The organism is Kineococcus sp. NBC_00420 (assembly GCF_036021035.1).
Classification (GTDB): Bacteria; Actinomycetota; Actinomycetes; order Actinomycetales; family Kineococcaceae; genus Kineococcus.
This window is the reverse complement of the sequence record NZ_CP107930.1, coordinates 2,240,326-2,266,845: the sequence shown is the minus strand read 5'-3', so window position 1 is coordinate 2,266,845 and position 26,520 is coordinate 2,240,326. Positions and strand designations below refer to the sequence as shown.

The following is a 26,520-nucleotide window of genomic DNA, read 5'->3' as shown; positions in this document are numbered from 1 at the left end:
GGCCGGATCACCCCGGGGAGATGGGCGGGTAGTCGGTGTAGCCGGCGGCTCCCGTCCCGTAGACGGTGTCCGGGTCGTACGCGCTCTCGGGGTGGCCTCCCTGCCAGCGCGCCACCAGGTCCGGGTTCGCGATGAACGGGCGGCCGACGGCCACGACGTCCGCGGTCCCGTCGTCCAGCAGCGACTCCGCGTCCGCCCGCGTGGTCTCGGTGCCGAACCCGCTGTTGAGCATCAACGGTGATCCGCTGCGCGCCCGCAGGTCCTGGACCAACCGGCCGGCCGGGTCGTCGTGGAGGACGCTGAGGTAGGCGAGGCCCAGCGGCGCGAAGGCGTCCACCAGGTGCCCGTACGTGGCCGACACGTCGTCGAGGTCGGGTTCCCGTGCCCCCAGGCGGTCGTGCTGCGGCGAGATCCGGACCCCGACCCGGGACCGCCGATCTCCGCGGCCACCGCTTCGACGACCTCGTGTGCGAGCCGGGTGCGGCCGGGGACGGATCCACCCCAGCCGTCGCCGCGCCGGTTGGAGGTCGGAGCCAGGAACTGGTGCAGCAGGTACCCGTTGGCGCTGTGCACCTCGACGCCGTCCAGTCCGGCCTCGGCGGCGAGCCGGGCGGCGAGGACGTGCGCGGCCACGACGTCCACGTTCCCCCGCGATCCCGGGCTCGGGTAGGTCGCCTCGGCCACGAGTTCCCCGGGGACACCCGTCACCCCTGACCGCAGCCGGGTCGTGGGGGCCATCACGATCCGGTTGGGCAGTTCGAGCGCGCCCAACCGGATCGGGGAGAACGAGCCGCCCACGTCAGACCCGGCCCGCGGGCACGAGACCGTCGAGGTACTGACCGAACGTCGTCGTGGCGCTGAGGAACTCGCCCTCCGGTACGAGGTCGCCTCCGGCCAGCTGCAGGGCCAGGGCGTCGGACACCGGCAGGGTCTCCACCTGCCGGCTCACCCCTCGTCGCGCGAGGACGCGACGGGCCATGTCGGCCACCCACAGGGCGTCGGGACCGGCGATCGGGGGCACGGTGCCCCGCGCCGGACCCGTCACGAGTTCCACCAGGCGGGTGGCCACGTCGATCGCCGCGACCGGCTGGGTCAGCATCGGTGGGACGTACACGACCGGTCCGTCGGCGACGTCGAGCAACTGGGCCGCGAACTCGTGCAGCTGGGTCGCGCGCAACAGGGTCCACGGCAGCGGGCCCGTCGTCACGAGTTCCTCCTGCCGACGCTTCCCGTGGTAGTAGCCGAGGTCCACGACGTCGGCACCGACGATGGAGAGGAACGCGATGTGCCCGACGCCGGCCTCGTGGGCGGCGGACAGCAGGTTCCTCGCGCTCGCGGAGAAGAACGCCTCCGACTGTTCGCGGCCCGCGTCGGCGCGGGTGTTCGACAGGTCGAGGACGCGGTGGCAGTCGACGAGACGCCCCTCCAGACCCCTCCCGGTCGTCAGGTCCACGCCCGTGGAGGTCGTCAGCACGACGACCTCGTGGCCCCCGCGTCGCAGCAGGTCGACGGCGTGGCGTCCGATGGTGCCGGTCCCGCCGGCGACCGCGATCCTCATCGCCGACCACCGGTCGCGTTCCCGGGCACGGTGAGCCACTCGGCGTAGGTGGTCGTGGAGGTCGTGGCGTCGGGGGCGGGAACGAGCGAGTCGTCGTCGAGGACGACACCGAAGTACGGGGCCGCGGGGTCGGTGACGACCTTCTGGTCCGAACCGGCCGCCGCCAGCCCGATCCGGACGAACTCGTCGAGGTGGAGCTTCTCCGGACCGGCGATCTCGAGGAAACCCTTCACGGGTTCACCCGCCGCGGTGCGGGCCACCGCTGCGGCGACGTCCGCGGAGGCGACGGGCTGGAACAGCGCGGGCGAGATGCGCGCGTTCCCCTGGTCGTCGGTCGAGGACGCCGCGATGCCGCGGGCGAACTCGAAGAACTGCGTCGCGCGGACGACGGAGTACGGGACGCCGGAGTTCCGGAGGAGTTCTTCCTGCGCGGCCTTCGCCCGCAGGTACCCCGAACCGGGGTGACGGTCGTTGCCGACGACGGACAGGGCGACGTGGTGGCCCACTCCGGCGGACTCCTCGGCCGCGAGCAGGTTCCCCGTGGACGTGGTGAAGAACCGCAGCACGTCCGCGTCGGCGAAGGAGGGGGAGTTCGAGACGTCCACGACCACTGCGGCGCCGACCAGGACGTCGGCGAGACCCGCCCCGGTGAGGGTGTCGACCCCCGACGCGGGGGAGGCCGGGACGGCCTCGTGCCCGTGGGCCGTGAGCAGCTGGACGACCTGGGAACCGATGAGCCCGGTTCCACCGATGACGACGATCTTCACGAGGAGCACCTCCGGAGAATGACTCGGACATCCTTTGTCCGGGTTCATCAACTCAGACAATGACGGTCCGGGTCAAGTACTCTGAGCAGGTGAAGATGTCCGACGGTGTCGAGTGGGCCGTGCACTGCTGCGTGGTCCTCACGGCCGCCTCCGGTCCGGTGCCCGCGGCGCGCCTCGCCCAGTTCCACGACGTGTCCGCCAGCTACCTGGCCAAGCACCTGCAGGCCCTCTCTCGGGCCGGGATCATCGCCTCCGTGCAGGGCAAGGACGGCGGGTACCGCCTGACGCGCCCCGCCGACGAGGTCAGCGTGCTCGACATCGTCGAGGCCGTGGACGGGGCGCGTCCGGCGTTCGTGTGCACCGAGATCCGACAGCGCGGGCCGCTGGCCTCCCCGCCCGAGGCCTGCACGCGCCCGTGCGGAGTCCTGCGCACGATGGCCGCGGCCGACGAGGCGTGGCGGGCGTCGCTGCGGGCGACCTTCGTCGCGGACCTCGCGCGGGGGATGGACGAGCAGTACGGCGTCGGCGCGATGGAACCCGCCCGGGCCTGGCTGGCGGCTCCGCACTGACCACCGCGCGCGACCGTCCCACGCAGGGTTGAGCGGAACAAGCTCAACTCTGGCATGGTTGTACCCAACGTCACTCACCCACCTCACGACCGGAGGTAGCCCGTGGACCTCAAGCTCACCACCCGCGCCCAGGAGGCCCTGGCCGACGCCGTCGGCCGGTCCACGTCCGCGGGTCACGCGCAGGTCGAACCCCTGCACGTCCTCGCCGCGCTGCTCGAGCAGGAGAACGGCGTCGCCGGTCACCTGCTCGCCGCCGTCGGGGCCGACCAGGCCCTGCTCACCCGCCGGGTCGAGGGCGCGCTCGCGTCGCTGCCCAGCGCGTCCGGCTCGTCCGTCAGTCAGCCGCAGCTGTCGCGTCCCGCCCTGCAGCTCATGCAGGACGCCGGCGACGAGGCCCGCGCGCTCGACGACGCCTACGTCTCCACCGAGCACCTCCTGCTCGGCGCCGCCGCGTCCACGTCCGCCGCCGGTGAGGCCCTGCGGGCCGTCGGCGCCACGCGCGACGCGCTGCTCGACTCCCTGCCCGGCGTCCGCGGTGGGGCGAAGGTCACCTCGCCCGACCCCGAGGGCACCTACAAGTCCCTCGAGAAGTACGGCATCGACCTCACGGAGCAGGCCCGCGAGGGCCGCCTCGACCCCGTCATCGGCCGTGACGCCGAGATCCGCCGCGTCGTGCAGGTGCTCTCGCGCCGCACCAAGAACAACCCCGTCCTCATCGGCGAGGCCGGCGTCGGCAAGACCGCCGTCGTCGAGGGCCTGGCCCAGCGCATCGTTGCTGGCGACGTCCCCGAGTCGTTGCGCGGCAAGCGGTTGATCTCCCTGGACCTGGCCAGCATGGTCGCCGGGGCGAAGTACCGCGGCGAGTTCGAGGAACGCCTCAAGGCCGTCCTGCAGGAGATCCAGAACTCCGGGGGACAGGTCGTCACGTTCATCGACGAACTGCACACCGTCGTCGGCGCGGGCGCCGGCGAGGGCGCCATGGACGCGGGCAACATGCTCAAACCCATGCTCGCCCGCGGCCAGCTCCGCCTCGTCGGCGCGACCACGCTGGACGAGTACCGCGAACGCATCGAGAAGGACCCGGCGCTCGAACGGCGCTTCCAGCAGGTCTTCGTCGGCGAACCCTCCGTGCCCGACACCATCGGCATCCTGCGCGGTCTGCGGGAACGCTACGAGGCCCACCACAAGGTCTCGATCTCCGACGCCGCCCTCGTCGCCGCCGCCACGCTCTCCGACCGCTACATCACCGGCCGGCAGCTGCCGGACAAGGCCATCGACCTCGTCGACGAGGCCGGGTCCCGGCTGCGGATGGAGATCGACTCCTCGCCCGTCGAGATCGACGAGCTCCGCCGCTCCGTCGACCGGATGAAGATGGAGGAACTCGCGCTGTCCAAGGAGGGTGACGCGGCCAGCCGCGAACGCCTCGAGACGCTGCGCGTGAACCTCGCCGACCGCCAGGAGCAGCTCACCACGCTCACCGCGCGCTGGGAGCAGGAGAAGGCCGGGCTCAACCGCGTCGGCGACCTCAAGCACCAGGTCGACGAACTCCGGTCGCAGGCCGAGCGGCTGCAGCGCGAGGGTGACCTCGGCCGCGCCAGCGAGATCCTCTACGGACGCATCCCGGCCCTCGAGCGTGAGCTCGAGACCGCCCAGGCGGCCGAGGAGAACGTCTCCAGGACCGCCCCGATGGTCGCCGACGAGGTCGGACCGGACGACATCGCCGAGGTCATCGCCGGTTGGACGGGCATCCCCGCCGGCCGGCTGCTCGAGGGCGAGACCGCGAAGCTGCTGCGCATGGAGGAGTTCCTCGGTGCCCGGCTCATCGGGCAGAGCACTGCGGTGCAGGCCGTCTCCGACGCCGTCCGCCGTTCGCGCGCCGGGGTCAACGACCCCGACCGCCCGACCGGCTCGTTCCTGTTCCTCGGACCCACCGGGGTCGGGAAGACGGAACTCGCCAAGGCGCTCGCCGACTTCCTCTTCGACGACGAGCGCGCCATGGTCCGCATCGACATGAGCGAGTACTCCGAGAAGCACGCCGTCGCCCGTCTCGTCGGGGCCCCTCCGGGTTACGTCGGCTACGAGGAAGGTGGGCAGCTCACCGAGGCCGTCCGCCGTCGGCCGTACTCCGTCGTCCTGCTCGACGAGGTCGAGAAGGCGCACCCGGAGGTGTTCGACATCCTGCTCCAGGTCCTCGACGACGGGCGCCTCACCGACGGTCAGGGCCGCACGGTGGACTTCCGCAACGTCATCCTGGTGCTGACCTCGAACCTGGGGTCGCAGTACCTGGTGGACCCGGAACTCTCGAAGGCGACCAAGCACGACGCCGTCATGACCGCGGTGCGGCAGAACTTCAAGCCGGAGTTCCTCAACCGCTTGGACGACGTCGTGGTCTTCGACCCGTTGTCGACGCAGGAACTGTCGCGGATCGTCGAGATCCAGGTGCAGAAGATGGCCGACCGCCTGGCCGACCGTCGCCTCACCCTCGAGGTGTCCGACGCCGCGAAGGACTGGCTGGCCATCACCGGCTACGACCCCGCCTACGGCGCGCGGCCGTTGCGCCGCCTGGTGCAGCGCGAGATCGGCGACAAGCTCGCCCGGGCGATCCTGTCCGGCGAGGTCCGCGACGGCGACACCGTCGAAGTCGACGTCGCCGGCCGCAGCTTCGACCTGGACGACCCGGGGGCCGGCGACGCGCCGGGCCTCGTCGTCCGGCGGGCGGACACCGCGCTGACCGTCTGACCCGCGCAACTCGCTGGACATGACCACCAGGCTCCGAGAGCCTGGTGGGCATGCACGCGTCCGGAGGAAACCGACTGCGCTGGAACGACCTGCCCGCAGCGGTGCACGCCGTCGTCGCCGAGGTTCTCGGTTCGCCCGTGGTGTCGGCGCAGTCGCAGTCCGGGGGGTTCTCGCCCGGGTCGGCGGACCGGGTCCTCGCCGCGGACGGGACCCGAGCCTTCGTCAAGGCGGTGAGCCCCGCGCAGAACAGCGACACCCCGGCCATGCAGGAACGCGAGGCGAGGATCACCGCCGCCCTCCCGGCCGGGGTTCCCGCCCCGGGGTTCCGCGGTGCGCACTGGGTGGAGGACTTCCACGTCCTCGTCCTGGACGAGGTTCCCGGACGGCAACCGGAACTGCCCTGGCGGCCCGACGACCTCGACCTCGTGGTGGTGGCGCTGGAGCGGCTCGCGCGCACCGCGACCCCCTGTCCGGTGCCGGACCTGCCCACGGCGACCGAGTCGCTGGCCGGGCAGTTGCCCGGGAGCGCCCGGGAACTCCTCGGCGGGGACACCCTCGTCCACCTCGACCTCCGGGCCGACAACGTCCTGATCACCGAGGCAGGTGCGGTCCTGGTCGACTGGCCGCACGCCTGCGTCGGCCCGCCCTGGCTGGACCTGCTCGCCCTGCTCTTCGAGGTCGATCGGCTGGGCGAGGAGGACCTCGCCGAGCGGGTCCTCGCAACGTCCGCCCTCACCCGCGACGTCGATCCCGAGGTGTTGACGACCGTCCTGGACGGGTTCTCGGAGTTCTTCCTCGGCCGCGCTGCGCAGCCGGCGCCGCCCGGGTTGCCGACGTTGCGCTCCTTCCAGCGGGTGCAGGGCGAGGCCCTGCTCCGGTGGGTCGAACGGCGGCGGACCGCAGCGCGGTGACGCGGCTCACATCCGTCCGGCCGTGGATCGCTGCGCCGGGCTGTCCGCCGAGGAGGACGCCGCCAGTGCGCGGTACTGCGGGCTGAGGAGGGCCACCACCGTCGCGACCAGACCCAGCAGCCCGATGGCCACGAAGACCAGAGCGATCGCCCGGGTCTGCCCGGTTCCGAACCAGTCGCCGATCGCCTCCGCCCCCGCGTCGTCGGTCATGAACGGGACGACGAGGAACTGGGTGATCGGACCGACGAGGAACGCCGTGACGGGAGCGGCGGACTGCTCGACGCTCTGCGCGAACCCGAACACCCGGCCCTGGCGCTCGTAGGGCACCACGCGTTGCAGGACCGTCTGCTCGGTGGCCTCCGCGAAGGGCATGAGCAGCATGAACACGACCATGGCCAGCGTGAGCGTCACGATCGAGGACGCCAGCGGGAACAGCATCGTCACCGTCCACGAGACCAGGTTGACCAGCAGCAGGAGTCGCACCGGGCGGCTGCCGAGACCGAGACGCGCGACGAGCAGCCCCCCGACGATCATCAGCGCGCTGAGCCCGCCCCAGAGCAGCCCCCACACCTGCACCGACACCAGCGACAGCCCGTAGGCGTCCATGAGGGCCATGAACCCGCCGCCGATGAAGTTGTTGAAGCAGCTGAAGGCGATCAGCGGCACGAGTCCCGGGACGCCCCGGACCAGCCGCCACGTCCCGCGCAGGTCGACCCCGGCCCCGGCGCCGGACGCCCCGGCGTCGACGGTCCGGTCCTCGGGCACCTCCACACGGGCCAGGTGCAGCACCGAGGCGGTGATCACGACGATCGCCAGCAGCAGGACGTGCAGCATGCCACCGGAGGCGACGAGGACACCGCTGATGACGGAGGTGACGAGCATCGAGGTGCCGGTCACCGTCCCCACGAGGCCGTTCGCGCGGTCGCGCACCTCCGCGGGCACCAGCAGCGTGACGAGCGTGGGCAGGGCGATCCCGCGCGGGTTGCCGGCCACCACCCCCAGCACGCACAGCACCACGAAGGCCCACAGCTGCCAGGACGCGACGTCGGAGAACGTCCCGTCGGGGGTCGCCAGGTACACCGCCAGGCACACGCCGTAGACCGCGACCGAGACCAGCGCCGAGGCCTGCAGCACCGAGCGCTTGCGGTGGTGGTCGACGAGGCTGCCGAACCAGATCCCCGTCGCGGCGGTGGCCACGACGAAGATCCCCGCGATCGTCCCGGTCGCGAAGACCGAGCGGGTCGCGAGGAACACCCAGAACGTCACGGCGAACCAGACCGTGTAGTTCACGACGCTGACGATCGCGTTGCTCACGAGCAGGTGCGCGAACACCCGCTGCGGGCCGGAACGCAGGTCGAGGCGGGGCGAGGGGACCTCGGGTGTCGACACGGTGGGCTCCTGCCGTCGGAGAAGGGGCTGCCCGTGGTGACCCGATCGCCGCGCGGAAGTCATCGGTGCCCTCCGGCGCGTCGTGACCAGGCCCGCGCAGCGGGGATGATGGAGGGGTGAGCGCCGACATCGAGACCCCCGGACAGATCAGCGACGTCAGCCCCGCGCAGATCGTGGCCGAGGCGGCCCGTCGTCGCACCATCGCCGTCATCAGCCACCCCGACGCCGGGAAGTCGACGCTGACCGAGGCGCTCGCGCTGCACGCCAACGCCATCCGCGAGGCCGGCCACGTCCACGGCAAGGCGGGCCGGGCGGGGGTCGCGACCGACTGGCAGGACATGGAGAAGCAGCGCGGGATCTCGATCAGCTCCGCCGTGCTCCAGCTCTCCTACCGCGACCAGGTCGTCAACGTCGTCGACACCCCCGGTCACGCGGACTTCTCCGAGGACACCTACCGCGCGTTGACCGCCGTCGACGCCGTGATCATGCTCGTCGACGCGGCCCGCGGCATGGAGGTGCAGACTCGCAAGCTCTTCGGCGTCTGCAAGCAGCGCGGGCTGCCCGTGATCACGGTCGTCAACAAGTGGGACCGGCCGGGCCGGGAGGCCCTCGAGCTGCTCGACGAGGTCGAGTCCGTGACCGGGCTCAAGCCGACGCCGATGACCTGGCCCGTCGGGATCGCGGGCGACTTCCGCGGGCTCCTCGAACGGGGGACCGGCGAGTACGTCAAGTACACGAAGGCCCCCGGTGGAGCCACCCGCGCGCTCGAGCAGCGGATGAGCGGTGAGGAGGCCGCCGCCCTGGAGGGCGCGTCCTGGCAGCAGGCCCTCGACGAGCACGACCTGCTCACGGCCACCGAGGCCGACCACGACGAGGAGGCGTTCCTCGGGTTCCGCACGACGCCGGTGTACTTCACCGCCGCGGTCGCGAACACCGGTGTCGGCCAGGTCCTCGACGCGATCGTCGACGTCGCCCCGCACCCGCACGACCAGGACGACGTCGCCGGGCACACCCACGCCGTGACCGAGAGCTTCAGCGCGCAGGTCTTCAAGACCCAGACCGGCATGAACCCCGCCCACCGCGACCGGCTCGCGTTCGCCCGCATCCACTCCGGGGTGTTCCACCGGGGCATGACCGTGCGCGACGACAAGAGCGGCCGTCCGATGGTCCTCAAGCACGTGCAGACGGTGTTCGGTGCGGACCGCTCCACGGTGGACGTGGCCTGGCCCGGTGACGTCATCGGCCTGGTCAACGCCCGCCACGTCAACGTGGGCGACACGCTGTCGGAGAACGGCCGCATCGCCTACCCGCCGCTGCCGGTCTTCGCCCCGGAGCACTTCCGCACCGTGCGCCCCTCCGACCTCCGCGTCGGCAAGCAGTTCCGGCAGGGCCTGCGCGAACTCGACGCGGAAGGGGTCGTGCGCGTCCTGACCTCCGACTCCCGCGGGGACGGCGAACCCGTCATCAGCGCGGTCGGCGCCCTGCAGTTCGACGTCGTGCAGTACCGCATGACCCACGAGTTTCGCTCGCCCGTGCTGTTCACCGAACTGCCCTACACGACGGCCCGCATCATCGACGCCGAGGACGCCCCGCTGCTGCGCGCCCACCGGGGCACCGAGGTCGTCCACAACGCCGACGGCCGCACGTTCGCCCTGTTCACCGACGAGTGGCGCGTCCGCAGCTTCGAACGCGACAACCCCGACGTGCGCCTCGAGGAGCTCGTCGCCACCAGCGACTGAGCCGCGCCCGTCCGGACGACTCCCCAGGGTCGAGTCGTCGAACTCCACCGCGAACCGCCGCGCTGTGCCACTGTGGTCGGGTGCGCACACGGTGGATCGGTGCCGCGGCGGTGACCGCCGCCCTCGTCCTCACGCCCCTGCCCGCCACCGCGCGGGTCCCGGGGCACGAACTGGCGTTCACCGGGTGGGTCGGGGACGACGTCCGGCAGCGACTCCTGGTCCTCGACACCGCGACGCAGGAACCCCGGACCGTCGCGCCGGGTGGGATCGCCGACCTGGTCTGGTCCGCCGACGGCTCGCGCCTGGCGTGGATCGGTTTCCAGGAGCCGACGGGTTCCGTCGTCGACACCGCGACGACCCTCTACTCCGCCCGGCCGGACGGGACCGGTCGTCGCACCCTGTTCGCCGGGTCCAGCCTCGGGGACGTCGCTGCGGCACCGGACGGGAGCTTCGCCGTCGCCCGCTCCGACGTCCGGGAGATCGTCGACTGCTCGACCCACCCACCCGTTCCCGCCGCCGACATCACCCTGGTCTCGCCCGAGGGTCGCGCCCGCCGGCTGACCCCGACGCCGGTGGGGACCTTCGACCTGCAGTTCTCGCGGGACGGCCGCGACCTCGTGTGGTCGTCCAGCGACGGTGACCCGTGCGGTTCGACGGGTTGGCCCCACCTCAACCTCACCGACGTGGACACCGGGGCCACCCGGGTGGTGACCGGCGCCCGCAGCCTGCAGTCCCCGACGTTCTCCGGTGACGGCCGGACGGTGATCGCCTCGACGTCCGACGAGTTCGGTCAGGACCTCGTCCGCGTCGACGTCGCAACCGCTGCAGCGCAACGGGTCGAGACGCCGGGTTTCGCCGAGGAACACCCCGTGGTCTCGCCGTCCGGGGACGCGGTCGCCGTGGTCCGGACCGCGGTGGTTCCTGATCCCGGGACGTACTTCCGGCCCACCGAGGACCCGCACGTCGTCGTCCTCGACCTCCGCGGGAACCTGCTGCAGGACCTCGGGCAGGTGCACCTCGGGGTCGACCGCCTCGCCTGGAGCTCCGACGGTTCGACCGTCGCCGTCGCGGGGGACAACTTCGTCCCCTCCGAACCCGGGAGCGACGTCGGCTCGGCGGATCCGGCGATCTGGTCGTTCTCCGTCGCCGGTGGAGGGCCCGTCCGGCTGAGCTCGACCGCAGGGTTCGCCAGCGCCGGACTGGCGTTCCGGCCGACGTTCCCGGACCCGCCCACGATCGAGCGTCGCACCCGGGGGCGGCGCTGACTCAGCTCCGGGTGAACCGTCCCGGTGTCGTCCCGAGGACCCGGCGGAAGTGGCGGGTCAGGTGCGACTGGTCGTGGAACCCGGCGAGGGCGGCGACCTCGGCGGGACGGTGACCGGTGAGGAGCAACGCGCGGGCCAGGTCGACCCGACGCGAGGTCAGGTAGGCGTGCGGCGGCATGCCGACCTCGCGGGTGAACGTGCGGACCACGTGGGCGGCGGAGACCCCGAGCCCTCCCGCGACGGACGCCAACGTGATCCCGTCGACGACGTGCTCGTCGAGCAGCGACCGCACCCTACGGGCCAGGGGGACGTCGCGGGCCGTCACGGGGGGAGTGCGGCGCAGGTGCGCGGTCAGCGCCTCGACCAGGACGGCGGTCCGGGCCTCCGCCGCGAAACCCTCGGAGGGGTGCAGGAGGAGGGGGTGCAGTTCCCGCAGCGCCGCCGTGAACCCCGGATCGGGGACCTCCGGTGCGTCCGCGGCGCGACCGGCGAGTTCAGCGGGAATCGCGGAACCCTCGAGGTAGACGACGCGCTTGCGGAACCCCGTACTCGTCGCCGCCCGACCGTCGTGCGGTACGTGCGGGGGCAGCAGCGTGACCAGGGAACCCGTCCCGTGGGTGCGGTGGTCCAGGTCGTAGCGGACGGCGCCGGAGTCCACCAGCAGCAGCGTCCAGGTGTCGTGGGTGTGCAGCGGGTAGGCGTGCCCGACGAAGCGGGCGTGCAGGACCTCGGCGATTCCCGGGACGTCCGGGCGCCAACTGCGGACCAGCTCACCCACGTCACGAACGTACAAGACGGACGTCGCGCGGGGGCCGAGGATCACCCCGTGACCGACCCGAGCGAACCCGTCCGCTTCGACACCAAGATCGCCGTCCTCGTCCGCGACGACCTGGCGACCTGGCAGCGGCTCAACGTCACCGCGTTCCTGGCCAGCGGCATCACCGCGGCCCATCTCGACCTCGTGGGAGCGCCCTACGCCGACGCCGACGGCACCGCCTACCTCCCGTTGCTCGGGCGGCCCGTCCTCGTGTTCGAGGGCGACCGGGACGCGCTGCGGGCCGCGCACGGCCGCGCGCTGGGCCGGTCGCTGCCGCTGGCGGTGTTCACCGCCGACATGTTCAGCACCGGTCACGACGACGCGAACCGGGCCGCGGTGGCCGCGGTGGCCGGCTCCGACCTCGACCTCGTGGGACTGGCGCTGCACGGTCCCCGCAACGCCGTCGACAAGGTCCTCAAGGGCTCCCACGTGCACCCCTGACCCCTGGCCCGCGGTTGCCGGACGGCGCGGTTCTGGTGGAGTGGCTGCGTGAACCGCCTCGACGTCCTCGACTGGCGCCGCCGCGTCGGCGCCCTCTACACCGACGTCCGGTCCGCGCAGGACCCCGCCGCCGGGCACGCGCAGTGGGTCGCCGGCCGCGACGACCTGTTCGCCACCCACCCCGCGAGCCCGCTGCTGCCCCAGGACCGCGCGACCTTCACCGGGCTGCCCGTCGCGGCCTACGACCCGGCGATGCGTTTCGTCGTGCCCGTCGACGACGCCCCGCCGCTCACGCGGCAGGCCGTCACCGGCACCGACGGCACCGTGCACTTCGAACGCGTCGGAACCGTCGCCCTGCAGAACGTCGGGACACTGGACGTGTGGTGGCTGGACCAGTACGGCGGTGGCCTCTTCGTCCCGCTGAAGGACCCCGGCCCCGGCTACGGCGGCGGTCGCTACGTCCTCGACACCGTCAAGGGCGCCGACCTCGGGGGTGACCTCACGAGCCTCGTCGTCGACCTGAACTTCGCCTACCCGCCCAGCTGCGCCTACGACCCCGAGTGGGCCTGCCCGCTCCCGCCGCCAGGCAACGTCGTCGACGTCGCCGTGGCGGTCGGGGAGGCCGCCGGGGCCTGGTCGGTCTGACCCGGCCCGGGCGGGTCGGCTACTCGAGCCGGACGACCTGGGCCGGTACCACCGACCCCTGGGCGGGAACGGCGGTCAGGACGCCGTCGCGCAGGTCCACCGTCCGTGGCGCCCGGCCGCGACGCCACGCCCCGAGCAGCTGCTCGGTGGCATCGTCGTCGCCGGCGCAGCGGAACATCCCCAGCGTGTAGATGCGGGAGGCCTCCTCGCCCTGGCGGTGCCAGGAGAACTCCTCGCCCAGGTGCAGGTAGACGTCGACGTCGTCGCCGCGGGTGTCGAGGACCTCGTCGGCCAACGCGACCGCCTCCCGCAGGTGGCCGCACACCAGCAGCGCCGCGACGACGTAGCACCGGGTGTCCGGGGCCACCACGTCACCGGTCGCCAGGGCCTGGTTGGCCAGGCGCAGGGCCCGCCGGGCGTCGCCCGCGAACGCCGCGTGCTCGCTGGCCGCGACCAGCAACCGACCGCGGGACACCGAGTCCCCCGGCACGGCTCGCCGGGCCCAGGACTGCAGCAGGTCCGCGACGGCCCGTTGGCCCCGGGCGTCGTTCGCCGCGTTCAGTTCGACCTGCTCGAGGTCGTCGCAGCTGACAGGTGCTCGCACCGTTCGAACCTAGTGAGGTGCAGCGCCCGAGTCTCCCCCGCAGGAGCCGATCGGGCAGGGTTCACGCGTTCGGCGCAAGCTCCACGATCACCGGGGCGTGATCCGAGGCGCCCTTGCCCTTGCGCTCCTCGCGGTCGATCGTCGCGCCGCTCACCCGCGCCTGCAGCGCGGGGGAGCCCAGCACGAAGTCGATCCGCATGCCCTGACGCTTCGGGAAGCGCAGCTGCGTGTAGTCCCAGTACGTGAACGTCCCCGGGCCCGGGGCGTACGGGCGGACCACGTCGGCGAACCCCGCCTCCACCAGCGAGGAGAACGCCTTCCGCTCCGGCTCCGACACGTGCGTCGCGCCCGCGAAGACGTCGACGTCCCAGACGTCGTCGTCGGTCGGGGCGACGTTGAAGTCACCGACGAGCGCCACCGGGGCGTCGGGGTCCTCCGCCAGCCAGGCCTTCCCGGCCTCGCGCAGCTGCTCCAGCCACAGCAGCTTGTAGGCGTAGTGCGGGTCCTCCAGGGAGCGGCCGTTGGGCACGTACAGGCTCCACACCCGCACCCCGCCGCAGAGCGCGCCGATGGCCCGCGCCTCCGCGACCGCCGGGTCCCCGAAGTGCGGGACGTCGAGGGAGAAGGCCGTGCTGACGTCCTCCAGACCGACCCGGGACACCAGGGCGACACCGTTCCACTGCGACAGGCCGTGGTGGGCGACCTCGTAGCCGAGGTCGCGGAAGGCCTGCTCGGGGAACTGCTCGTCCTTGCACTTGGTCTCCTGCAGAGCGACGACGTCGACGTCGCTGCGCTCGATCCAGGCGATGACCCGGTCGAGGCGGGCGCGGATGGAGTTCACGTTCCAGGTGGCGAGGCGCACGCGGCGGCACGTTACAGGCGAGGCCCCCACGTGCTCGGACCGGAGCCGGACAGCACCTAAGCTGCGGTCCCGTGAGCACACCGAACTCCAGCGAACGCGACCGCCTCGCGGAACTCATCGCGGCCAAGGCCGTCGTCCGCGGGACGGTGACGCTCTCCAGCGGCAAGGAGGCCGACTACTACGTCGACCTGCGCCGGATCAGCCTGGACGGCGAAGCCTCCGCCCTCGTCGGTCCCGTGCTGCTGGACCTGGTGCAGGACTGGGACTTCCAGGCCGTCGGCGGGCTCACGATGGGCGCCGACCCGGTCGCCTTCGCCATGGTCCACGCCGCCAACGCCCGCGGGTGGGCCGCCGCGCACGACGGCGCCCCGCTGGACGCCTTCGTCGTCCGCAAGGCCGAGAAGGCCCACGGTCTGCAGCGCCGCATCGAGGGCCCCGACGTCGCCGGGCGCAGGGTCGTGGCCGTCGAGGACACCTCCACCACCGGAGGGTCCGTCCTCACCGCCGTCGAGGCGCTGCGCGCAGCGGGGGCCGAGGTCGTCGGGGTCGTCGTCATCGTCGACAGGAACACCGGCGCCCAGGAGAAGGTCGAGGCCGAGGCCGGCGTGCCCTACCGCTTCGCCTACGGCCTCAGCGACATCGGGCTCGCCTGATGGGCGCCACCGGGGCCGTCGTCCTCGTCGTCGTCGTCCTGCTCGTCCTCGTGATCGCCCTGTGGGTCGTCGCGACCCGCGCGGCCCTGGTCCGGATGCGCGACCTGGCCGTCGAGGCCGGCGCGCTCGCCGATCAGCGCCGCAGCCGCCTCGCCGACCTGGCCACCCACCTCGCCGCGCAGGAGGCCGCCGCGGCCGAACCGGACCCGCAGACCGTCCGGGCGCTCGCCGACGCCGAGCACCGCCTCGCCGGGGACATCGCCTTCCACTCCGCGGCCGTGCGCGCCTACGACCACCGCCTCGCGGGTGTCCCCACCTCCTGGGTCGGTGCCGTCTCCGGCCTGCACCCGCTGGGCGCGAGCGCCGAGCAGCAGCGCTGAACGCCTTCGAGGCCGCCCTCCCGCTCCTGCGCTGCCCGCTCTGCGCGGGCCGCTTCGAGCTGACCGGGCGGACCCTCGGATGCGCTGCGGGACACCGGTTCGACCTCGCCCGTCAGGGTTACGTCAACCTCGCCGTCGGGTCGAAGGCGACCGGTGACACCGCGGCGATGGTCGCCGCTCGTGAGGAGTTCCTCGGCGCCGGGCACTACGCACCGATCGCCGCGGCGCTCGCCGACCGGGGCGTCGCGGGGTTCGTCGTCGACGTCGGCGGCGGGACCGGGTACTACCTCGCGCACGTCCTGGAGCGCACCGGCGGGTCCGGGGTCGTCGTCGAGGTCTCGGCCGCGGCCCTGCGCCGAGCCGCCCGTGCGCACCCCCGGGCCGCCGCGGTCGGGGCGGACGTCTGGCGCGGACTGCCCTTCGCCGACGCCTCCGCCGACCTCGTGACGACGGTCTTCGCCCCCCGCTCGGTCCCGGAGGTGGTCCGGGTCCTGCGGCCCGGGGGCCGGTGGGTGATCGTCACCCCGTTGCCGGAGCACCTCGGTGAGGTCCGCGACGTGCTCGGCATGGTCGGGGTCGAGGAGCGCAAGGCCGAACGGCTGCACACCGACCTCGAGGGGTTCGTCGACCTCACCGAGGCGGAACTGCGGGTGCCCCGCCGGTTCGACCGCGCTGCGCTGCGGGCTCTGGTGCTCATGGGGCCCAGTGCCCACCACGTCGACGCCGCGGCCCTCGAGGAGCGGCTCGCCGGGTTGCCCCACGTCGTCGACGTGACCGTCGCCGTGCGGCTGACGGCCGTCACGAGACCCTGAGCCACCCGCCCGGGGACCGGGGCTCACGGCCCGGTGATCAGGTGGCGTTCCCTACGGTGCGCACGGCCCGTCGCGGTGCCCCGAGCTCGGTGGCGAACCCGCCCGCGGCCAGGTGGGCGGCGAGCGCTCCCGTCCCCTCCGGGGCCAGGGCGAGCGTCGCGGACCAGCCCTCGCCGCCCCACACCACGTCCTCGACGTCGAAGCCGTGCCGCAGGTCGGCCTCCAGGCGGCCGCCGTCGGCGAGGCTCGCGCGCACTTCGACGAGGTCGACCCAGCGACGGCGCAGCACGCCGGCCTCGGCGAGCGCACCGGACACGGCGGAGCCGTAGGCGCGGACCAGCCCCCCCGTGCCCAGCAGGACACCGCCGAAGTACCGCGTGACCACGGCGAGCACGCCGGTCACCCCCGCACCGTTCAGCGCGGCCAGCATCGGGGCACCCGCCGTACCGGCCGGTTCGCCGTCGTCGTGCGAGCGCTGCTGCGTGCCGTCCTCGCCCAGGACCGAGGCCGTGCAGTGGTGACGGGCGTCGGGGAACTCCTTGCGGACCCGGGCGAGCACCGCGTCGACACCGTCGACGTCGCGCACCGGCTCCAGGGTCGCGACGAACCGGGACCGCTCCACGCTCGTCTCGGTCCGCACCGCGCGGGCCGGGACGGGCAGGGGGTCCCTCACGCGCGCGCCCGTCGACGCCGCCGGATCCAGGCCGCGAGAGGCACGACGAAGGAGAAGACGATGGCGGTCCCGGCGATCGCGTACGCCGTCGTCCGCACCCAGGGGTGGGAGTCGGCGGCGTGACCGGCGAGCACCAGCAGCGCGCCCCAGCACAGGGCGCCCACGACGTTCGCGGAGGCGAACTTGGCGTAGGGCATCGCGGCCGTGCCGGCGATGATCGGCGTGAACGCGCGCAACCACGGGATGAACCGGCAGGCCACCACCGCGAACCAGCCGTACTTCGCGTAGAACGCCTCGGCCCGGGGCAGGTGCCGGGCGGCCTTCCGGGCCCGGCGCAGCAGCCAGGGCCGACCCAGCCGGCGTCCGGACCAGTACCCGACGGTGTCGCCCAGGACGGCCGCCAGCGTCACCCCGACGACCAGGACGGTCAGCGAGACGGGGGAGTCGTCGCGGGCGGAGATGAGACCGGCCGTGAAGAGGACGCTGCTGCCGGGCAGCCAGAACCCGATGAGGGTGCCCGTCTCGGCGAACACGATCCCGAAGACGAGGACGTACAGCCCGACCGCGCCGAGGTCCTCGAGCTGAGGGTCGGCGAGCTGTGCGATCCAGTCGGACACCTCGTGATCCTGCCAGAAGGCAGGTCGACCTCAGTCGTCGGCCAGCAGGGCCAGCCTGCGGCGTTCGTCGTCGTCGAGGCGCCGGGGACGACCCTCGTCGAAGTCGTAGGCGACGCACACCGTGGAGGCGCGGACGTAGGTCCGGAGCTCACCGACGGCGTCGGTGTCGGGTTCGAGGAGCTCGTAGTCGACCTCGAAGCTGGCTCCACCCGTTCGGCCCACCCAGAGGTCGACGGCGACCGGGGCGAGGCGGTAGTCCAGCGGTCGCAGGTACTCGACGGTGTGCTTCGCCACGACCATCCCGGTCGCCAGCATCGGCGCCGAACCGTCGGGGGACTCCAGCCCGAAGGCGCGCACGCGGGCCTCCTCGAGGAGCCGCATGATCTCGACGTTGTTGATGTGGCGGTAGGCGTCCATGTCCCCCCACCGCAGGGACAGGGACAACCGCCGACGAGCCACCCGGACATCCTGCCGGGTGGCGGCTCAGCGCTGGTTCTCGGGGGTCTTGCCGTTCGACTGCGCCGGCAGCGAGGCCGTGCGGTGGCGCTCCTTGGCCCGGGCGCGCAGGAACTCGATCCCGACCGGGATGAGCGAGAGCACGACGAGCAGCAGCAGGCCCAGTTCGAGGTTGTTCCGGATCAGCGTGATGTTGCCCAGCGCGTAGCCGAGCAGCGTGATGCCGGTCGCCCAGAGCACGGCGCCGATCGCCGAGAACGTCAGGAACGTCCTGCGGGACATGGCACCTGCGCCCGCGGCGAGGGTGATGAAGGTGCGGACGACGGGCACGAACCGGGCCAGGATGATGGCACGGGCCCCGAATCGCTCGAAGAACTCGCTGGTCTGCTGGATCCGCTTGGGGGTCAGCAGTTTCGAGTTCGGCCGGTCGAACAACGCCGGCCCCGCCTTGCGTCCGATCTCGTAGCCGACGACGTTGCCGAGGAACGCCGCGACGGACAGCAGCAGGCAGGAGAGCCAGATCGGTTCCCGCAGGACGTCGGAGTGGGTGAACAACCCGACGGTGAACAGCAGGGAGTCGCCCGGCAGGAAGAACATGAACAGCCCGCACTCGACGAACACGATGGCCATGGCGACCCACAGAGCGGCGGGGCCGAGGGTGTCCAGGAACGTCTCGGGGCTGGCCCAGTCGGGCAGCAGAGCGGGTGCCGCCGCCGGCAACGAGGTGGACAGCGCGGTCGTGAACTCGGCGAGCAGGGGCACGTGCCCCAGGGTAAGTCTCTTTCGGAGCCCCGTGGACGTCCCGGGCTGGAGATCAGCCCAGAGGATGACCCGTCCGGGCCGGCATCAGCCCCATGGCCGATGCCCGGTCCGTGATCCCGTTGGTGGTCCCGCGGGATCACGGATCGGAGGCGGTCAGACCGTGGCGGCCGTGGGGTCCCAGTCGTCGGGGAGCGGGGCCGCGGCCTCGACGGTGCTGCTCACGGGCACGAACGCGCCGCTCTGCGCGGACTCGGCGATCGACTCCATGACGTCGACCACGTGGTGGGCCAGGGCGCCCTGGACGCGGTGCGGACGTCCCGCCCGGATGGCGCGGGCCATCTCGAGGACCCCGGTACCGCGGGTGGACAGCGCCGTCGTGGAGGCCAGGACCTCCCACTCCTCACTGCCGCGGCGGCGGATCTGGACGTCGCCGTCGAAGGTGTTCGGGTCCGGCAGGGCCAGGGTCGCGTCGGTGCCGGTGATCTCCACGAACCCCGCCCGGGGGAGGGGGGAGTCGAAGCTGAAGATGCTCTGCGAGCTCTGGCCGCTGCGGAACTGCGCGATGGCGCTGACGTGGGTCGGCACGGTCACGTCGAAGGTCTCGCCCGCCTTGGGCCCCGAGCCGATGACGCGCTGGGACCGCGCCGTCGAGGCGATGGCCGCGACCGAGGCGACCGGGCCGAACGCCTGGACCAGCGTCGTGAGGTAGTAGGGCCCGATGTCGAACAGCGGACCGGCCCCGGTCTGGAAGAGGAACGCCGGGTTCGGGTGCCAGGACTCCGGACCGGGGGACTGCATCAGGGTCAGCGCCGTCAGCGGGGTCCCGATGTCGCCCCGGGCCAGCGCCTTGAGCGAGGTCTGCAGCCCCGCGCCCAGGAACGTGTCCGGCGCACAGCCCAACCGGACACCGGCCGCCTCCGCCGCGTCGATCAGGCGCTGACCGCCCTCGCGGTCGAGGGCGACGGGCTTCTCCGACCAGACGTGCTTGCCGGCCGAGATCGCCGCGAGCGACACCTCGACGTGGGCCGCGGGGATCGTCAGGTTCACGACGATCTCGACGTCCGGGTTGCCCAGCACGGCGTCGATGCCGCCGTGGACCGGGACACCGTGCTCCGCGGCCCGGGCCGCGGCGGCCTCGGGGAAGAGGTCGCCGATGGCGTGGACCCGCACGTCGGGGAACGCCGTGAGGTTCTCCAGGTAGGTGCCGCTGATGACGCCGGCGCCGACGATGCCGATCCCGACCGGTCCTGTGCGGGTCTCGCTCACGACAGGGCCTTCGTCAGGTAGTCGTAGCTGCCCTGCACGGCGTCGAAGACATCGCCGGTGGTGTCGTCGAGCTCGACGACCCCGAGGTCGACCCCCGCCGAGGCCGCGAGGATCGCGGCGACGTCGAGGTCGCCGGACCCGAAGGCGACCTGCTTCTTCGTGTCCCGGCTGCCGTCACCGTCCTTGAGGTGGACCGCGCGCACGCGCTCGCCGAGGCGGCCGAGCAGGTCGGGGACCTCGACGCCGCCGACGACGACCCAGTAGGTGTCGACCTCGAGGGCGACCCCGTCCGCGAGGTGGTCGGCGAAGACCTCGAGGGCGGGGCGGCCGCCGATCTTCGTCTCGAGCTCGAACTGGTGGTTGTGGTAGCCGATGGTCACCCCGGCGTCGGCGGCGCGGAGCGCGGCGGCGTTGAGCTCGGCGGCGACCGCGGCGACGTCCTCGGCGGTGGTCCAGCGCGCGGGGTCGACGTGGGGTTCGACGACGAGCGTCGTCCCCGTCTTCGCGGCGGCGACCAGCACGGCCTCGATGTCACCGCCCACGACCTTGGCGTGGGTGCTCGGTGCGGTCAGCCCGGCCTTCGCCAGTGCCGGGGCGAGCTCGTCCGCCTTCTCGGTGAGGCCGAACGGCTCCACCTGGCGGAAGCCGAAGCCGGCGAGGCGGGCCAGGGTGGCGTCGAGGTCGGCGGCGAGCGCGTCGCGCACCGTGTAGAGCTGTACGGAGATCTTCGACGTGTCGAGTGTCTTGTCGGCCATGAGTGGGGTTCTCGTCCTCTCGCGTGCTGCTCGCGGGGCGACCGTCCCTGGACGCCCACGTCCCCGGTCCGAGGAACCGAACCGGTTCAGCAACCGTACGGCCGTGACCCGTGCGGGCGCCAGACCCCGTTACGATCCGGCGGTGAGCGAGGGACCCCGCACCGCCCTGACCGAGGACGAACTGGCCTTCCTGCACGAGACCTTCGACCTGGCCCGCGAGGGCGAGACGGCGGAGCTGACCGCGCGGGTCGACTCCGGGGTCCCGGTCAACCTCACGAACTCCGGCGGGGACACGCTGCTGATCCTCGCGGCCTACCACGTGCACACCGAGACGGTCCGGGCCCTGCTCGAGCGCGGCGCCGACCACTCCCGGGTGAACGACAAGGGCCAGACGGCGATCGGGGCGGCGGTCTTCCGCCAGGCCACCGACATCGTGACGGAGCTGCTGGACGCCGGGGCCGACCCGGAGCTGGGCCGCCAGTCCGGTGTCGCGGTGGCGCAGGTGTTCGCCCTGCCGGAGATGACGGCGTTGCTGCGGGCCCCGCGAAACTGATCCGCACCTGCGGTCTTCGTGCGGACTGCTAGCCGTAGTTGCGGCTACAGTCGGGTCGTGCCGCTCTACCGCATCCGTGACGTCGCCGACCTGCTCGGCGTCTCCGACGACACCGCCCGCCGCTGGGCGGACGCCGGCGCACTGGCGAGCAGCAAGGACGAGAACGGCCGGACCGTCGTGGACGGAGCCGTGCTCGCCGCGTTCGCGGTGCAGCACGCCGCCTCGGCCGCCACCGACACCACGGGCGTGACGCGCTCGGCGCGCAACCACTTCGTCGGACTGGTGACGCGGGTCGTCGCCGACGGCGTCATGGCGCAGGTCGAGATGCAGTGCGGTCCGCACCGGGTCGTCTCGCTCATGAGTCGCGAGGCCGCCGAGGAACTCGGCCTCGAACCCGGTAGCCGGGCCACGGCCGTGGTCAAGGCGACGACGGTCATCGTCGAGACCCCCGAGGGGAACCGCTCGTGAGGATCCGCCCACTGCTCGCCCTGGTCGCCGCAGGTGCTCTGCTCGCCGCCTGCGGTTCCAGCGACGACGCCGCGACCCCGGCGGCGACGTCGAGTTCCGCCACGACGACAGCGGAGGCCCGGACCCTCACCGTGTTCGCGGCCGCGTCGCTGAAGAACTCCTTCACCGCGATCGGCAAGGAGTTCGAGGCCGCGAACCCGGGCGTCACCGTCACGTTCAGCTTCGCCGGTTCCTCCGACCTCGTCACCCAGATCACCGAGGGTGCCCCGGCGGACGTGTTCGCCTCGGCCGACGAGAAGAACATGGCGAAGGTCACCGACCAGTCGCTGACCGCGGCCGATCCGGTCGACTTCGCCACCAACGTCCTCGAGATCGCCACTCCCGCAGGCAACCCCGCCGGGATCAAGACGTTCGCGGACCTGGCGAAACCGGGGGTGAAGGTCGTCGTCTGCGCCGCGCAGGTTCCCTGCGGTTCCGCGACGCAGACCGTCGAGACGTCCTCCGGGGTCACGCTCAGCCCGGTCAGTGAGGAGTCCTCGGTGACCGACGTGCTCGGCAAGGTCACCTCGGGCGAGGCGGACGCCGGCCTCGTCTACGTCACCGACGTCACCGCCGCGGGCGACGAGGTCACCGGGGTGGAGTTCCCCGAGTCCGCCAGTGCGGTGAACACCTACCCGATCGCCACCCTGAAGGACGCGAAGGACGCCGACCTCGCGTCGGAGTTCGTCACGTTCGTCACCGGCACCGCGGGCGAGAAGGTCCTGCAGGACGCCGGGTTCGGCGCGCCGACGAAGTGACCCGGCGCGGCGGTGCGGTGGAGGGGAGTGCGCTGCCGCGGTGGGTGTTCGTCCCGGCGGCGGTGGGGTTGCTGCTGTTCCTCGCCCCGCTCGCCGGGATCCTGTCGCGGGTGCCGTGGGCGGGCTTCGTGCCGCTCATCACCTCCGACTCCTCCCGCGCCGCGCTGCTGCTCAGCCTGAAGACGGCCTCGGCCAGCACCCTCGCCTGCCTCGTCCTCGGGGTCCCGATGGCGTTGGTGCTGGCCCGCAGCGACTTCCCCGGGATGCGGGTGCTGCGCTCCATCGTCCTGCTGCCCCTCGTGCTGCCGCCCGTCGTCGGCGGGCTCGCGCTGGTCTACACCTTCGGCCGCAGGGGCCTGTTCGGGTCCACGCTGGAGGGTTTCGGCGTCACCGTCGCCTTCACCACCGTGGCCGTGGTCATCGCCCAGACGTTCGTGTCGCTGCCGTTCCTGGTCCTGAGCCTCGAGGGAGCCCTGCGCACGGCGGGCCGGCGCTACGAGGCCGTCGCCGCGACGCTGGGCGCGAGACCCGGTCGGGTGCTGTTCCGGGTGACGTTGCCGCTGGTGGTGCCGGGGCTGGTGTCCGGTGCGGTGCTGGCCTTCGCCCGCGCCCTGGGGGAGTTCGGCGCGACCCTGACGTTCGCCGGCAGCCTCCAGGGCGTGACCCGGACGTTGCCGCTGGAGATCTACCTCGTCCGCGAGACCGACCCGGACGCCGCGGCCGCGTTGTCGCTGCTGCTCGTCGTCGTCGCGGTGGTCGTCGTCGTGGTGGTCCGCGGACGGCAGGGGCGGGGGGTGTTCTGATGGCCGGTCTGGAGGTCGCCGTCCGGTTCGCCCCGCGGGACGTCGACCTCGAGTTGTCGGTCGCCCCCGGGCAGGTCCTCGCCGTCCTGGGGCCGAACGGCGCCGGGAAGTCGACGCTGCTGGGACTGCTCGCAGGGTTGCTGCGACCGACCGCGGGACGGGTCGTCCTCGACGGCGAGGTGCTGGTCGACGACCGCGGGACCTTCGTCCCCCCGCACCGCCGCGGGGTCGGCCTGCTCGCCCAGGACGCGATGCTCTTCCCGCACCTCAGCGTCGAGGCGAACGTGGCCTTCGGCCCGCGCAGTGCCGGTAGCTCCCGCACCCACGCCCGCGAACGGGCCCGGCAGCTGCTCGGGGACGTCGGGATGACCCCCTTCGCGGGCCGTCGCCCCCACGAACTGTCCGGCGGTCAGGCCCAGCGAGTCGCGATCGCGCGGGCGCTCGCCGCCGAGCCGAGGCTGTTGCTGCTGGACGAACCGATGGCCGCGCTCGACGTCACCGCCGCCCCCGAGGTCCGGCAGGTCCTGCGCCGGGTCCTGCGCGGCACCGGGCGCTGCGCGGTCCTGGTGACCCACGACCCCCTCGACGCGCTGGCCCTCGCCGACCAGGTCGTCGTGCTCGAAGCCGGTCGGGTCGCTGAACGCGGTCCGGCGCAGCAGGTCCTGTCCTCGCCGAAGAGCGCGTTCGGGGCCAGGCTGGCGGGTCTGGTGCTGATCCCCGGGACCATCACCGCGGACGGCCTGGCCACCGCGGACGGCACCGTGGTGCACGGGCTGGTCACGGGCGCGGTGGGGGAGCACGGCGTCGCCCTCTTCAGCCCCTCCGTGGTGTCGGTGCACGCGAGCGACCCCGGCGGGAGTCCGCGCAACCGGTGGTCCGCGACGGTGCTCGACGTCGTTCCCCGCGGGGAGGTCGTCCGCGTGCGGGCCCGACCGGACGCGCCGGCCGGTCACGACGTCCTGGCCGACATCACCGTCGCGGCGGCGGCGGAACTCGACCTGGCCCCCGGCAGCCCCGTGCACCTGGTCGTCAAGGCGACGGCGGTCCGGATCCTCGCCAGCGCCTGACGACGACGGCTCGCCCGTCCCGCCGACCCGGGGGAGCTCGTACTGCGACGATCGTCGGACGCGGGGTCTCTCAGGGTTCCCCTAGGTTCGGGGGATGCTCGTCCTCGACAAGATCACCAGGACCTTCGGGGACCGTCTCGCTCTCGACGGCGTCAGCATCAGCGTTCCGGACGGACGCATGGTGGGCTTCGTCGGGGCGAACGGTGCCGGGAAGACCACCACGATGCGGATCGCCCTCGGCGTGCTGGCTGCGGACTCCGGGACGGTGACGTTCCGCGGGAAGGTCCCCGACCTCGCCGTCCGCCGCCGGTTCGGCTACATGCCGGAGGAACGCGGTCTCTACCCCAAGGGCAGGTTGCTGGAACAGCTGGTGTTCCTGGCCCGGCTGCACGGGGTGGACCGCGGGGTCGCCGCGAAGCGGGGCCAGGACCTGCTGGAACGGCTCGGGCTGGGTGACCGGTCCGGCGACAAGCTGGAGTCGCTCTCGCTGGGGAACCAGCAGCGGGTCCAGGTGGCGGCCTCCCTGGTGCACGACCCGGAACTGCTGGTCCTCGACGAACCGTTCTCCGGTCTCGACCCGATCGCCGTCGACGCGATGGCGGACCTGCTGCGGGAGAAGGTCGCGGCGGGGGTGGGTGTCCTCTTCTCCAGCCACCAGCTCGACCTCGTCGACCGGCTCTGCGACGAACTCGTCATCCTGCACGCCGGTCGGGTCGTCGCCGCGGGAGAACCGGAGAAGCTGCGCCGGGAACGGGCCGGATCCCGCTTCCGGCTCGTCGCCGACGCCGACCTCGGCTGGCTGGACGACGTCCCCGGCGTCCGGGTGCTGGAACGGCGTGCCGACGGGACCGTCCTCGAACTCCACGGTGATCCCGACCTCGACCAGCGGGTTCTCGCCGAGGCCCTCCGCCGCGGCCCGGTCCGCTCCTTCGCCCCGCTGCTGCCCTCGTTGTCCGACCTGTTCCAGGAGGTGTCCCGGTGAAGGCCCAGTGGTGGATCATCGCCCAGCGCGAGATGACGGAGAAGTTGCGGGACAAGGGTTTCATCTTCTCGACCGTCCTGCTCTTCGTCCTCGTCGCCGCGGCCTCCGTCCTGCCCGGGGTGATCTCCGGAGGTGGCGACGACTACGACGTCGCGGTCACCGCGCAGGCGCAGCCGTTGGTGGTCGCCCGACCCGGCGAGGACCCGGACACCCGGATCGAGCTGAAGGAGGTCGCCGACGACGCGGCCGCCGAGGCCGCCGTCCGGGCCGGGGACGTCGACGCCGCCGTGGTGGTCGGGGACACCAGCGCCGTCATCCTGGGTGACCGCAACGTCTCGGACACCCTGGCCGGCGTCCTCCGCACCCGGATCGGTTCCGCCCAGACCGTGCTGGGTTTCCAGGCCTTGGGGGTGGACCAGACCGAGGTCCAGCGCGTCCTGTCGTTGCCGCCGCCGTCGACGCGACTGCTCGACCCCGACGCGGTGGACCCGTTGCTCGTCTACCTTCTCGGCCTCGCGTTCGCTCTGCTGTTCTTCCAGATCGTCGTCCTCTTCGGCTACTCGATCGCGCAGAGCGTGGTGCAGGAGAAGCAGACCCGCGTCATCGAACTGCTCGTGACGACCGTCCCGGTGCGGCAGTTGCTCATCGGCAAGATCCTCGGCAACGGGATCCTGGCCTTCGGCCAGATCCTGCTGCTCGTCGTCGCCGGGGTGGCGGCCCTGCGCATCGCCCAGCCGGAACTGCTGGACAGCATCCCGGGCATCCCCAGCGCCGCCGCGTGGTTCCTCGTCTTCTTCGTCCTCGGCTTCGCGATGCTCTCCTGCCTGTGGGCCGCGGCGGGCGCGATGGCGAGCCGGCTCGAGGACCTGCAGTCGACGGCGACCCCGGTGCAGATGTTCGTCATGCTGCCGTTCTTCGCCAGCTTCCTCGCCAACGAACCCGGCCCGCTGCAGACCGCGTTGAGCTACATCCCGTTGTCCTCGCCGATGGTCATGCCCAAGCGAGTGGTCCAGGGGGACGTCGCCCTGTGGGAACCGTTGCTCTCGCTGCTGATCATCGCGGCCACCGCCGTGCTCTTCGTCACCGTCGCGCGCCGTCTCTACGAGAACAGCCTGCTGCAGACCGGCCGCTCGCTGGGTTTCCGGTCCGCGTGGAAGAAGGCCGTCTGAG

General features: G+C 72.6%; 29 protein-coding genes and 1 pseudogene. 17 read left to right on the top strand and 13 right to left on the bottom strand.

The window, feature by feature from the left end; genetic code table 11:
* Nucleotides 1-7: 7 nt before the first annotated feature.
* From OG218_RS26640 to OG218_RS11045, 3 genes and pseudogenes are all read right to left on the bottom strand, one after another.
* Nucleotides 8-738, bottom strand: a pseudogene (locus OG218_RS26640) (oxidoreductase).
* A gap of 61 nt (nt 739-799) precedes the next feature.
* Nucleotides 800-1,558 (bottom strand): SDR family oxidoreductase, encoded by a 759-nt coding sequence (locus tag OG218_RS11050; RefSeq protein ID WP_328293272.1) that lies wholly within the window; start codon nt 1,556-1,558, stop codon nt 800-802.
* Nucleotides 1,555-2,325, bottom strand: coding sequence for an SDR family oxidoreductase (locus OG218_RS11045; protein ID WP_328293271.1), 771 nt, complete (start codon nt 2,323-2,325; stop codon nt 1,555-1,557). Before OG218_RS11045 ends, OG218_RS11050 begins: the two co-directional genes overlap by 4 nt.
* Before the next feature lie 89 nt (nt 2,326-2,414).
* Between OG218_RS11045 and OG218_RS11040 the strand changes: the two genes are divergently transcribed.
* The 3 genes from OG218_RS11040 to OG218_RS11030 all read left to right on the top strand — a co-directional run bounded on the left by OG218_RS11040 (nt 2,415) and on the right by OG218_RS11030 (nt 6,544).
* Nucleotides 2,415-2,894, top strand: coding sequence for an RrF2 family transcriptional regulator (locus OG218_RS11040; RefSeq protein ID WP_442906383.1), 480 nt, complete (start codon nt 2,415-2,417; stop codon nt 2,892-2,894).
* A gap of 102 nt (nt 2,895-2,996) precedes the next feature.
* The gene (clpB, locus tag OG218_RS11035; protein WP_328293270.1) at nt 2,997-5,633 is read left to right on the top strand and encodes an ATP-dependent chaperone ClpB; all 2,637 of its coding nucleotides are present in this window, start codon (nt 2,997-2,999) and stop codon (nt 5,631-5,633) included.
* A 50-nt stretch (nt 5,634-5,683) separates the two neighbouring features.
* Entirely contained in the window at nt 5,684-6,544 is an 861-nt protein-coding gene (locus tag OG218_RS11030) for a phosphotransferase (protein WP_328293269.1), read from the top strand.
* A 6-nt stretch (nt 6,545-6,550) separates the two neighbouring features.
* Here the strand turns inward: OG218_RS11030 and OG218_RS11025 are convergent, their stop codons facing one another.
* Nucleotides 6,551-7,933, bottom strand: coding sequence for an MFS transporter (locus tag OG218_RS11025; RefSeq protein ID WP_328293268.1), 1,383 nt, complete (start codon nt 7,931-7,933; stop codon nt 6,551-6,553).
* 116 nt (nt 7,934-8,049) lie between these two features.
* On the opposite strand from OG218_RS11025, the gene OG218_RS11020 reads away from it, so the two are divergent.
* Together OG218_RS11020 and OG218_RS11015 are read left to right on the top strand one after the other, a co-directional pair.
* Nucleotides 8,050-9,672, top strand: a complete 1,623-nt coding sequence (locus OG218_RS11020; RefSeq protein ID WP_328293267.1) for a peptide chain release factor 3 — start codon at nt 8,050-8,052, stop codon at nt 9,670-9,672.
* 80 nt (nt 9,673-9,752) lie between these two features.
* Nucleotides 9,753-10,937, top strand: a complete 1,185-nt coding sequence (locus tag OG218_RS11015; protein ID WP_328293266.1) for a TolB family protein — start codon at nt 9,753-9,755, stop codon at nt 10,935-10,937.
* A gap of 1 nt (nt 10,938) precedes the next feature.
* Here OG218_RS11015 and OG218_RS11010 read toward each other — a convergent pair whose 3' ends face one another.
* A complete protein-coding gene (locus OG218_RS11010) occupies nt 10,939-11,715 on the bottom strand; it encodes a helix-turn-helix transcriptional regulator (RefSeq protein WP_328293265.1) in 777 nt (258 codons plus the stop codon).
* Between the two features lie 48 nt (nt 11,716-11,763).
* On the opposite strand from OG218_RS11010, the gene OG218_RS11005 reads away from it, so the two are divergent.
* Entirely contained in the window at nt 11,764-12,195 is a 432-nt protein-coding gene (locus OG218_RS11005; protein WP_328293264.1) for a DUF2000 domain-containing protein, read from the top strand.
* 48 nt (nt 12,196-12,243) lie between these two features.
* Nucleotides 12,244-12,840 carry a DUF1684 domain-containing protein gene (locus tag OG218_RS11000; RefSeq protein WP_328293263.1) on the top strand — a complete coding sequence of 199 codons (597 nt, stop codon included), beginning with the start codon at nt 12,244-12,246 and terminating at the stop codon, nt 12,838-12,840.
* A 19-nt stretch (nt 12,841-12,859) separates the two neighbouring features.
* Here the strand turns inward: OG218_RS11000 and OG218_RS10995 are convergent, their stop codons facing one another.
* Nucleotides 12,860-13,444, bottom strand: coding sequence for a hypothetical protein (locus tag OG218_RS10995; protein ID WP_328293262.1), 585 nt, complete (start codon nt 13,442-13,444; stop codon nt 12,860-12,862).
* 61 nt (nt 13,445-13,505) lie between these two features.
* Entirely contained in the window at nt 13,506-14,306 is an 801-nt protein-coding gene (locus tag OG218_RS10990; protein WP_328293261.1) for an exodeoxyribonuclease III, read from the bottom strand.
* A gap of 71 nt (nt 14,307-14,377) precedes the next feature.
* Here OG218_RS10990 and pyrE point away from each other — a divergent pair, with 71 nt between their 5' ends.
* From pyrE to OG218_RS10975, 3 genes are read left to right on the top strand one after another with little or no spacing between them, the layout of a single operon-like run.
* Nucleotides 14,378-14,959, top strand: coding sequence for an orotate phosphoribosyltransferase (gene pyrE, locus OG218_RS10985; protein ID WP_328293260.1), 582 nt, complete (start codon nt 14,378-14,380; stop codon nt 14,957-14,959).
* The gene (locus tag OG218_RS10980) at nt 14,959-15,339 is read left to right on the top strand and encodes a hypothetical protein (protein ID WP_328293259.1); all 381 of its coding nucleotides are present in this window, start codon (nt 14,959-14,961) and stop codon (nt 15,337-15,339) included. The genes pyrE and OG218_RS10980 overlap by 1 nt, the downstream gene beginning before the upstream one ends.
* A complete protein-coding gene (locus OG218_RS10975) occupies nt 15,336-16,151 on the top strand; it encodes a putative RNA methyltransferase (protein ID WP_442906490.1) in 816 nt (271 codons plus the stop codon). Before OG218_RS10980 ends, OG218_RS10975 begins: the two co-directional genes overlap by 4 nt.
* A 37-nt stretch (nt 16,152-16,188) precedes the next feature.
* Here the strand turns inward: OG218_RS10975 and OG218_RS10970 are convergent, their stop codons facing one another.
* The 6 genes from OG218_RS10970 to OG218_RS10945 all read right to left on the bottom strand — a co-directional run bounded on the left by OG218_RS10970 (nt 16,189) and on the right by OG218_RS10945 (nt 20,680).
* On the bottom strand, nt 16,189-16,824 hold the full coding sequence (locus OG218_RS10970; RefSeq protein WP_328293257.1) for an IMPACT family protein: 636 nt from the start codon (nt 16,822-16,824) through the stop codon (nt 16,189-16,191).
* The gene (locus OG218_RS10965) at nt 16,821-17,441 is read right to left on the bottom strand and encodes a DedA family protein (protein WP_328293256.1); all 621 of its coding nucleotides are present in this window, start codon (nt 17,439-17,441) and stop codon (nt 16,821-16,823) included. Before OG218_RS10965 ends, OG218_RS10970 begins: the two co-directional genes overlap by 4 nt.
* 30 nt (nt 17,442-17,471) lie before the next feature.
* The gene (locus OG218_RS10960; RefSeq protein WP_328293255.1) at nt 17,472-17,900 is read right to left on the bottom strand and encodes an acyl-CoA thioesterase; all 429 of its coding nucleotides are present in this window, start codon (nt 17,898-17,900) and stop codon (nt 17,472-17,474) included.
* Between the two features lie 24 nt (nt 17,901-17,924).
* A complete protein-coding gene (locus tag OG218_RS10955) occupies nt 17,925-18,659 on the bottom strand; it encodes a DedA family protein (RefSeq protein WP_328293254.1) in 735 nt (244 codons plus the stop codon).
* A gap of 153 nt (nt 18,660-18,812) precedes the next feature.
* Nucleotides 18,813-19,925, bottom strand: a complete 1,113-nt coding sequence (locus tag OG218_RS10950) for a Gfo/Idh/MocA family protein (RefSeq protein WP_328293253.1) — start codon at nt 19,923-19,925, stop codon at nt 18,813-18,815.
* Nucleotides 19,922-20,680: a sugar phosphate isomerase/epimerase family protein gene (locus OG218_RS10945; protein WP_328293252.1), complete on the bottom strand. Its 759-nt coding sequence runs from the start codon at nt 20,678-20,680 to the stop codon at nt 19,922-19,924. The genes OG218_RS10950 and OG218_RS10945 overlap by 4 nt, the downstream gene beginning before the upstream one ends.
* 142 nt (nt 20,681-20,822) lie before the next feature.
* On the opposite strand from OG218_RS10945, the gene OG218_RS10940 reads away from it, so the two are divergent.
* From OG218_RS10940 to OG218_RS10910, 7 genes are all read left to right on the top strand, one after another.
* Nucleotides 20,823-21,233, top strand: coding sequence for an ankyrin repeat domain-containing protein (locus OG218_RS10940; protein WP_328293251.1), 411 nt, complete (start codon nt 20,823-20,825; stop codon nt 21,231-21,233).
* Nucleotides 21,234-21,290: 57 nt separating this feature from the next.
* A complete protein-coding gene (locus OG218_RS10935) occupies nt 21,291-21,701 on the top strand; it encodes a TOBE domain-containing protein (protein ID WP_328293250.1) in 411 nt (136 codons plus the stop codon).
* A gap of 2 nt (nt 21,702-21,703) precedes the next feature.
* A complete protein-coding gene (gene modA / locus OG218_RS10930) occupies nt 21,704-22,498 on the top strand; it encodes a molybdate ABC transporter substrate-binding protein (protein WP_442906489.1) in 795 nt (264 codons plus the stop codon).
* Complete coding sequence (locus tag OG218_RS10925; RefSeq protein WP_328293248.1) at nt 22,495-23,301, top strand: ABC transporter permease; 807 nt, start codon at nt 22,495-22,497, stop codon at nt 23,299-23,301. Before modA ends, OG218_RS10925 begins: the two co-directional genes overlap by 4 nt.
* Nucleotides 23,301-24,368, top strand: coding sequence for a sulfate/molybdate ABC transporter ATP-binding protein (locus tag OG218_RS10920; RefSeq protein ID WP_328293247.1), 1,068 nt, complete (start codon nt 23,301-23,303; stop codon nt 24,366-24,368). The genes OG218_RS10925 and OG218_RS10920 overlap by 1 nt, the downstream gene beginning before the upstream one ends.
* Before the next feature lie 94 nt (nt 24,369-24,462).
* On the top strand, nt 24,463-25,350 hold the full coding sequence (locus tag OG218_RS10915) for an ABC transporter ATP-binding protein (RefSeq protein WP_328293246.1): 888 nt from the start codon (nt 24,463-24,465) through the stop codon (nt 25,348-25,350).
* On the top strand, nt 25,347-26,519 hold the full coding sequence (locus tag OG218_RS10910) for an ABC transporter permease (RefSeq protein ID WP_328293245.1): 1,173 nt from the start codon (nt 25,347-25,349) through the stop codon (nt 26,517-26,519). Before OG218_RS10915 ends, OG218_RS10910 begins: the two co-directional genes overlap by 4 nt.
* The last annotated feature ends 1 nt before the right edge of the window (nt 26,520 follow it).

What these genes read in the sequence shown, in the direction of transcription:
- OG218_RS11050 (WP_328293272.1), bottom strand. Translation starts at nt 1,558, where the DNA reads ATGAGGATCGCGGTCGCCGGCGGGACCGGCACCATCGGACGCCACGCC.
- OG218_RS11030 (WP_328293269.1), top strand. Translation starts at nt 5,684, where the DNA reads ATGCACGCGTCCGGAGGAAACCGACTGCGCTGGAACGACCTGCCCGCA.
- OG218_RS10980 (WP_328293259.1), top strand. Translation starts at nt 14,959, where the DNA reads ATGGGCGCCACCGGGGCCGTCGTCCTCGTCGTCGTCGTCCTGCTCGTC.
- OG218_RS10945 (WP_328293252.1), bottom strand. Translation starts at nt 20,680, where the DNA reads ATGGCCGACAAGACACTCGACACGTCGAAGATCTCCGTACAGCTCTAC.
- OG218_RS10920 (WP_328293247.1), top strand. Translation starts at nt 23,301, where the DNA reads ATGGCCGGTCTGGAGGTCGCCGTCCGGTTCGCCCCGCGGGACGTCGAC.
- OG218_RS10915 (WP_328293246.1), top strand. Translation starts at nt 24,463, where the DNA reads ATGCTCGTCCTCGACAAGATCACCAGGACCTTCGGGGACCGTCTCGCT.